This is a genomic window from Vibrio sp. 10N.222.49.A3, assembly GCF_041475145.1.
In the GTDB taxonomy this organism is placed as follows: Bacteria; Pseudomonadota; Gammaproteobacteria; order Enterobacterales; family Vibrionaceae; genus Vibrio; species Vibrio tasmaniensis_A.
Window position 1 is genome coordinate 37,812 of sequence record NZ_JBFRVM010000030.1, and the last position, 6,356, is coordinate 44,167.

Below are 6,356 nucleotides of genomic sequence, written 5' to 3' on the forward strand. Positions count from 1 at the left end.
TTCTTGTTATGAACTAATGGTTATTAGCGAGCAGTGATGCCTAACTAGAACTTGTAGTTCAAGCCAACTGAGACGATGTATTGTGATTCATCGTAGAAGGTAATGTTCGAGTCGCTGGTGCCGTAGCCCGCAAGCGAAACAAACGACCAGTTTTCCCAGTCCATGAATTGATCATATTCATACGCGGCAAATAGGTTGATGTTGTCGTCGCTGCGCTTCTTGCTGTAGATAGGGTTGCTTGCATCGTAAGAGCGTTGGTTATAGCCCGCTGTTAGTGCGTATTGGTGACGACCCATACCGCCAAACAAACTCACTTCACCGCCAAACTGTTCATAAGAGGCAGCTTTGCCATCGGCAGAACTTGATTGGTAAATCAATGATGGTACTAACATCATGGTGCGGTTGATTGGTTGACGGTACTGACCTTTCAGGTAGAAAGTATTGGCATCACGCTGTAATTCTTCTCTAACCCGATCATCTTCCACATCTTTGGTGGCGTAGGCCATGTCTAACGAGAAAGCAGACCCCACAATGCTACTTAGTTTCACACGAAAGGCATTGCCTGTTTCATCCGTTTTGGTGCGACCTGAAGTGGTGTTGTACGGATCGGCCCAAGTCTCACCTGACATGATAGTCGGCAAAAGTGAAGCGTCGATGGTCATGCCTGACTCTAGTTGGTATTTATAACCAACCTCCAGCACGACAGTACCTGTTGCTACGTCATCACGAGTGGTACCTGTGTATACCTGGTGATTTAATTTTTCGCCAAAGGTGTAAGCAATACTACCCAAAGGAGCGATAAGAAATGAGCTCTCAGATGAGGCTTTCTGGTTAATGGACGAAATGGTGCTATCTGCATCGGTATTAAAGTTTGAGGTGGAAGAGGTAACCCCTGTATTAATCGATATTTCACCACTGAAACCTTGTTCGTCTGCAAGCTTGGCAAAAGCAGGAGAGGCTGCAATGCTCAGTGCCAAAAGCGTTATTTTTATTTTCATTCAAAGGCTCCTTGCCTACCAGTTCTTAGGACTGGATATTAATATCAGTAAAGCACAACGTTTTCAGGATGATTGTTTATCAATGAATATTTTTGAACTAGTGCAAAAAAGGAAGCCGAAGCTTCCTTTAATCAATACGTTACTTCTTAAGTAGGAAGTTAACGAGCTCGAAGTATTCATCGAGAGAGCTGATACCTTGAGCGTCGACTAGGTAGCGGTTGTTAACGACGACCGCAGGAACACCAGAAAGACCGCTGTCTTTGAATGCTTTGTCGAAGCGGCGAACCATAGAGTCGACTGCAAAGCCGTTGTATGCCGCATCGAATTTCTTAGCATCAACGCCTTCGTCTAGAAAGATTTGACGCAATTCTTCTTCATCGCGTGGTGGCTTGTTCATGGTGTGGATACGGTTAAACATCACTGGCACCATTTTATCTTCAACTTTCAGGGCAATCATGGTTGCGTAAGCTTTGCTCATTGGCAGACCCATGTTGCCACCCATGAATGAAACATGGTTCTTCTGTAGCTTAGCGTCTTTTGGTAGCTGTTGTTTTAGCTGCTGGATGATTGGTTCAAAGCTATTACAGTGTGGGCAGTAGAAAGAGAAGAACTCTGTCACCATTGGTTTTTTTGATGCTTCTAGATCGAGAACTTTGTAGTGTTCACCTTCGTTAAATTTCGCAGCGTGAGCTGAAAGGCTCAACATGATCAATGAGAAAAATGCGAATAGCTTTTTCATTTATCCAATCTCCATTATGTTTGAATTTTTATCTAGTTGTGTTGCGATTGCTGTTACCACTGAGGCATTAACGAAAGTGGTGGCTCTTGCAAGGTAGCAATTTGCTCTTTACAAGCAAGTACTTGTTGCTCCCAATATTTTGGATCATTAAACCATGGGAAGGCTAGAGGAAATGCAGGATCGTTCCATCGTTTCGCCAACCATGCCATGTAATGCACCATACGTAGACCGCGTAGTGGTTCGATTAGTTTCAGTTGCGCGGTATTAAAATCGCAAAATTCTTGATAGCTCTCTAGCAGAATATCCAGTTGCATTAGCTTATCTTGACGCTCGCCGTTAAGCAGCATCCACAAATCTTGTATCGCAGGGCCGTTACGTGCGTCATCAAGATCGACGAACATTGGCCCGTCACGCCATAAGATATTGCCAGGGTGGCAGTCACCATGCAGGCGGATATTTTCAATATTGCTTGGCCACTGGCTCTCTAGCTCTTTGATCAGAAGGTCGACATCATTGAAGAACGCGTTCTCTAGGTGTGTCGGGATAAACTGAGAGTTCTCTAGAATTTTACGTGGTTGATAAAGGTATTCGTCTAAGCTGATGGTCGGGCGATGCTGGAATGTTCTTCCTGCGCTGGCTTTATGAATACGCCCAAGAAAACGTCCAACGCCTTCCAATTGGTCTAGATTGTCGACTTCGTACTGTCTGCCACCAACACTTTCAAATAAGGCAAATAGGTAGCCTTGATATTCATGTAAGGTTGCGCCATTGATTCGCATTGGAGGTGCAACTGGCATCTCTTGTTCGATAAGCTCGAGTGCGAAGTCATGCTCTTCTTGGATCTGTGCTTTGTTCCAGCGCTGCGGACGATAAAACTTAACGACGTAGCGTTTACGGTCTTCATCGGTGAATTGATACACTCGATTTTCGTAACTGTTGAGAGCGAGAAGCCCGGATTCAGCACGGACTCCAATACTCTCCAGTGCGTACCACATGAAGTCGGGAGTCAGGTTATCAAAGTTAAAGGCTTGCATCGTCATAGAATAAAAAAGGCTCATTACTGAGCCTTTTTCCATTTATTGGGTTGTTATACCTAGCACTAAGGTGACTGGTATCAGAGCTTCTTGATAAAGCGGCTTTCGACTTTCATCGTAAACTCTTCATTATCCGAGAGTATAAACTGAATTGTCGAAACTGGTGAGCTCAGTTTTTCTGGATCGACGCCCAAACTGATAGGAAGGTTTAAAACCTCACCTGGGTCTACGGTAATCTTTTGTTTACCGTACCAGATAGAATCCGGTAGCCCGCTGACATCAAGTTTGTACTCTTGCTCTTGCTGAGTCTTGTTGATGACTTTCAAGTTGTAAGTATTTTCGACAAGCCCTTGGCTATTGATTCTAAATAGTTGGTTTCTATCGCGCAGAACGCTTAAGCCTGCAGGATCAACACTCGCGATTTGTGCGAAAAACAGCCCCAACATAACGATCAGTATTACGCCATAGCCCAAGAGCTTAGGACGCATCACCTTGGTTGAGTGCCCCTCAAGCCTATGTTCGGTGGTGTAGTTGATCAGACCTTTCTCATAACCCATACGTTCCATGGTGTTGTCACAAGCATCAATACACGCGCCACAGTTAATACACTCGTATTGTAGGCCGTCACGGATATCGATACCCGTTGGGCACACTTGAACACATAAATTACAGTCAATACAGTCGCCTAGACCAAGTTCTTTTGGATCGGCTTTACGAGAGCGAGGGCCGCGGCTTTCACCTCGTTCAGTGTCGTAACCCACGATGAAGGTATCTTTATCGAACATTGCCGATTGGAAACGCGCGTAAGGACACATGTGCAGACAAACAATAGAACGCATCCATCCTGCATTCGCATAAGTACACCCAGCAAAGAACAATACCCAAAACACCGGCCAGAAAGTCGAGTTAAAGGTAAAGAAGCCAACCACCAGCTCTTTGATTGGGATGAAGTAACCGACAAAGGTTAAGCCCGTCGCAATCGCAATCGCCCACCACGCGATGTGCTTGATGGTTTTTCTGAGAATTAAATTGCTCGTCAGTTTGCCTGAGTCTTGCTTTCTTCGCTTATTGGCAGCACCTTCCAGTTTCTCTTCGAACCAGATGTACATGAAGGTCCAGACGGTTTGTGGACACAGGTAGCCACACCAGACTCGCCCTAAGAAGGTGGTTATGAAGAATAAGCCAAAAGCAGCAATCATAAATAGGATGGCGAGTAGCGTTAGATCTTGTGGGTATAGGGTTGTACCAAAGAAGTTGAACTGTTGGCTGCCGATATCGAGCAAGATCGCTTGTCGCTCACCAAATGGGATCCATGGGATAAGCGCAAAAAGTAAAAGTAAGAACCAACCGCCATAACGGCGCAGTTGTTGGAATTTACCTTTGCTTTCTCGAACATAGATTCGGTTACTTGGGTTAAATCGATCTCCATTACCTTTATGTGTTTTTGGGTTAAAGGTTTTAGGAGTCACATCTTTGATATCGATTTTATCCTGACTCATGGACTATCCTTTTTGTGGCTTGTTTGCCCGGTTAACTCGGGCATGACGACATTACTTGAAAGTATGGTTTAGAGAACCTGTAGAAATTGAGCTTGGTGCATTTGTTGGTATCGCACTCACTCTTATTATTTTAGAAGATTCTTATGGATGGCGATTATAGCGACAATCTTGTTCTCATTTCTTTAACGCTATCAACCTTTAACAACAAAAGTCATAACAGTTGTGACGAAAAAATAGCGAACAGAAACAAAAAAGCGACCGAGTGGTCGCTTTTAAACATTGAGTGTTTTATCTATACGGCAATTGAGTTCTAAATAAATAGGCGACTAAAGAAGGCCACGCGCTTTTAGAATTGCGGTTTTGAAATCATCTTCTTGGTCTTTTTTAAGGCCTGGGATCATTTCATCTTTTTCGCTATTACGCATTTTTAGATGGTAGATAAGAACATCGTCAGTGAGCTCTTCAAGCTTACCTTGATAGCCCGCTTCTTTTGATAGCTTAATGATGAACTCTAACAGGTTAAGCTCTTGATCTTTCTGCCACTCAGGCTCCATCAGTTCAAGCAGTTCTTCAATGCGGTGACACTTCATACTTTATTTCTCCACAAATTTTATAATGATTTGTGGCTAAGGTATCAAATCGGGTAGGGAATACCAATGTGTAAACACATTTCAAGATGGGAGCGGGCAAGAAAAAAGCGCAGTAAAAACTGCGCTTTTTGTTAAGCGGCTTTAATCACTTTTGTTGTAGCCGGTGCTAATAAAGCAGCCTTCTCAACGAGAGTCATTGTAGGAGCCAATTTCTTAGCCGTTGGAGCAGCAACAAAGCCACTACGACGACGCATCGCACTACGGTTGGTGTGCGAGAACCTGACAGCTGTTGGGCGCATTAATTTACCTAACGGTCAGGCATATCCATTGCCAATCTAATGGCCTGATTTATCATGAGCTCCGCCTCAATTGCTTGAAGCGTCACTCGTCTGGCTTTCGCCAATCCGAAAAATAAATCAGGATAATGATATGCATGCATATCAAGGGTTAGATTATCACTATCTAAGTTATCGATCGACGCCTGAGTGATAATTAAACGATATTAGAGCTAAAATAGTGTGAGCAGTATATTTGAGTTTGAACCTCTTTCAGGCTTAAGATGATGTTTTAAAGGAGGTGCATATGTCGTTCTTAAAGAAAACGTTAGCAAGTTTTGGAATTGGATCTGCCAAGGTGGATTCTGTATTGCAACAGGAAGTGCTTTATCCAGGTAAGAAGGCGAGCATTATTGTACATGTCTACGGAGGTGCTCAGCCGCAGGAGATCGATAACATTGATCTCAACTTATGCTGTCGCTACGTCAAAGAAGTTACCGCGAACTCGCAAGGGCAAGAGGGCGGTCATAAACGCCGAATGCACCAGACATACTCGCTGGCAAAATGGAGCTTGCCGTATGCCTTTGTGATTCAACCGGGTGAAACCCGTGACTTTGAATGTGAGTTTGATGTGCCACTGAACACACCGGTTACGATTGGTGATTCAAAGGTATGGCTGGAAACCGGGTTGGATATTGCGATGGCGATTGACCCATCGGATAAAGACACCTTAACGGTTCGTCCCGACCCACTGCTCGATGGTATTTTTAACGAGCTTGAAGCTCAAGGCCTGCGTATTCGTCAAGTGGAATGTGAAGCGGTCAAAGGCTTTGAACTGCCGTTTGTACAAGAGTTTGAGTTTGTGCCGACGACGGGTCCTTATCATGGCCGTTGGCGTGAATTGGAAGTGGTGGCTCATCGTGATGAAACAGAGCTGAAGTTGTGGTTCGAGATTGATAGAAATCGCGATGGTGCAAAAGGCATGTTAGCTAGCTTGCTAGGCGTTGGTAAGCTACAGCGTCAATTGAGTGTGCCACTGGATACCTCACCACAAGATGCTGGCAAGATGGTACTTGAATATCTAGATAACGCCTCTTAGTTCCTATAACCCTTTAATTAACTCTTTGGTTATTTAGTTTTGGATGTTTTAGCCTCATTACATATTTCAGGCGTCATTAATGTCATAAAAGGTGTCATAAAAATTTAAGCTTACACGTGTAA

General features: G+C 44.1%; 7 protein-coding genes. 1 reads left to right on the plus strand and 6 read right to left on the minus strand.

Features of this window, described 5'->3' with window-relative positions:
- Positions 1 to 44: 44 nt before the first annotated feature.
- From AB4589_RS05855 to AB4589_RS05880, 6 genes are all read right to left on the minus strand, one after another.
- On the minus strand, positions 45 to 998 hold the full coding sequence (locus AB4589_RS05855) for a DUF2860 domain-containing protein (RefSeq protein WP_372099728.1): 954 nt from the start codon (positions 996 to 998) through the stop codon (positions 45 to 47).
- Between the two features lie 139 nt (positions 999 to 1,137).
- On the minus strand, positions 1,138 to 1,737 hold the full coding sequence (locus AB4589_RS05860; RefSeq protein ID WP_009848108.1) for a thiol:disulfide interchange protein DsbA/DsbL: 600 nt from the start codon (positions 1,735 to 1,737) through the stop codon (positions 1,138 to 1,140).
- Between the two features lie 53 nt (positions 1,738 to 1,790).
- Entirely contained in the window at positions 1,791 to 2,777 is a 987-nt protein-coding gene (locus tag AB4589_RS05865; RefSeq protein ID WP_009848107.1) for a serine/threonine protein kinase, read from the minus strand.
- A 74-nt stretch (positions 2,778 to 2,851) separates the two neighbouring features.
- Entirely contained in the window at positions 2,852 to 4,270 is a 1,419-nt protein-coding gene (ccoG, locus tag AB4589_RS05870) for a cytochrome c oxidase accessory protein CcoG (RefSeq protein ID WP_009848106.1), read from the minus strand.
- 326 nt (positions 4,271 to 4,596) lie between these two features.
- Positions 4,597 to 4,860 (minus strand): YihD family protein, encoded by a 264-nt coding sequence (locus tag AB4589_RS05875; RefSeq protein WP_009848104.1) that lies wholly within the window; start codon positions 4,858 to 4,860, stop codon positions 4,597 to 4,599.
- A gap of 131 nt (positions 4,861 to 4,991) precedes the next feature.
- Positions 4,992 to 5,159 (minus strand): hypothetical protein, encoded by a 168-nt coding sequence (locus AB4589_RS05880; protein ID WP_012605092.1) that lies wholly within the window; start codon positions 5,157 to 5,159, stop codon positions 4,992 to 4,994.
- A gap of 283 nt (positions 5,160 to 5,442) precedes the next feature.
- Between AB4589_RS05880 and AB4589_RS05885 the strand changes: the two genes are divergently transcribed.
- Positions 5,443 to 6,234, plus strand: coding sequence for a sporulation protein (locus AB4589_RS05885; RefSeq protein WP_009848102.1), 792 nt, complete (start codon positions 5,443 to 5,445; stop codon positions 6,232 to 6,234).
- Positions 6,235 to 6,356 lie beyond the last annotated feature (122 nt).

Excerpts from the sequence above, each read along its gene's own strand:
- AB4589_RS05855 (WP_372099728.1), bottom strand. The coding sequence starts at position 998 with ATGAAAATAAAAATAACGCTTTTGGCACTGAGCATTGCAGCCTCTCCT.
- AB4589_RS05860 (WP_009848108.1), bottom strand. The coding sequence starts at position 1,737 with ATGAAAAAGCTATTCGCATTTTTCTCATTGATCATGTTGAGCCTTTCA.
- AB4589_RS05865 (WP_009848107.1), bottom strand. The coding sequence starts at position 2,777 with ATGACGATGCAAGCCTTTAACTTTGATAACCTGACTCCCGACTTCATG.
- ccoG (WP_009848106.1), bottom strand. The coding sequence starts at position 4,270 with ATGAGTCAGGATAAAATCGATATCAAAGATGTGACTCCTAAAACCTTT.
- AB4589_RS05875 (WP_009848104.1), bottom strand. The coding sequence starts at position 4,860 with ATGAAGTGTCACCGCATTGAAGAACTGCTTGAACTGATGGAGCCTGAG.
- AB4589_RS05880 (WP_012605092.1), bottom strand. The coding sequence starts at position 5,159 with ATGCGCCCAACAGCTGTCAGGTTCTCGCACACCAACCGTAGTGCGATG.
- AB4589_RS05885 (WP_009848102.1), top strand. The coding sequence starts at position 5,443 with ATGTCGTTCTTAAAGAAAACGTTAGCAAGTTTTGGAATTGGATCTGCC.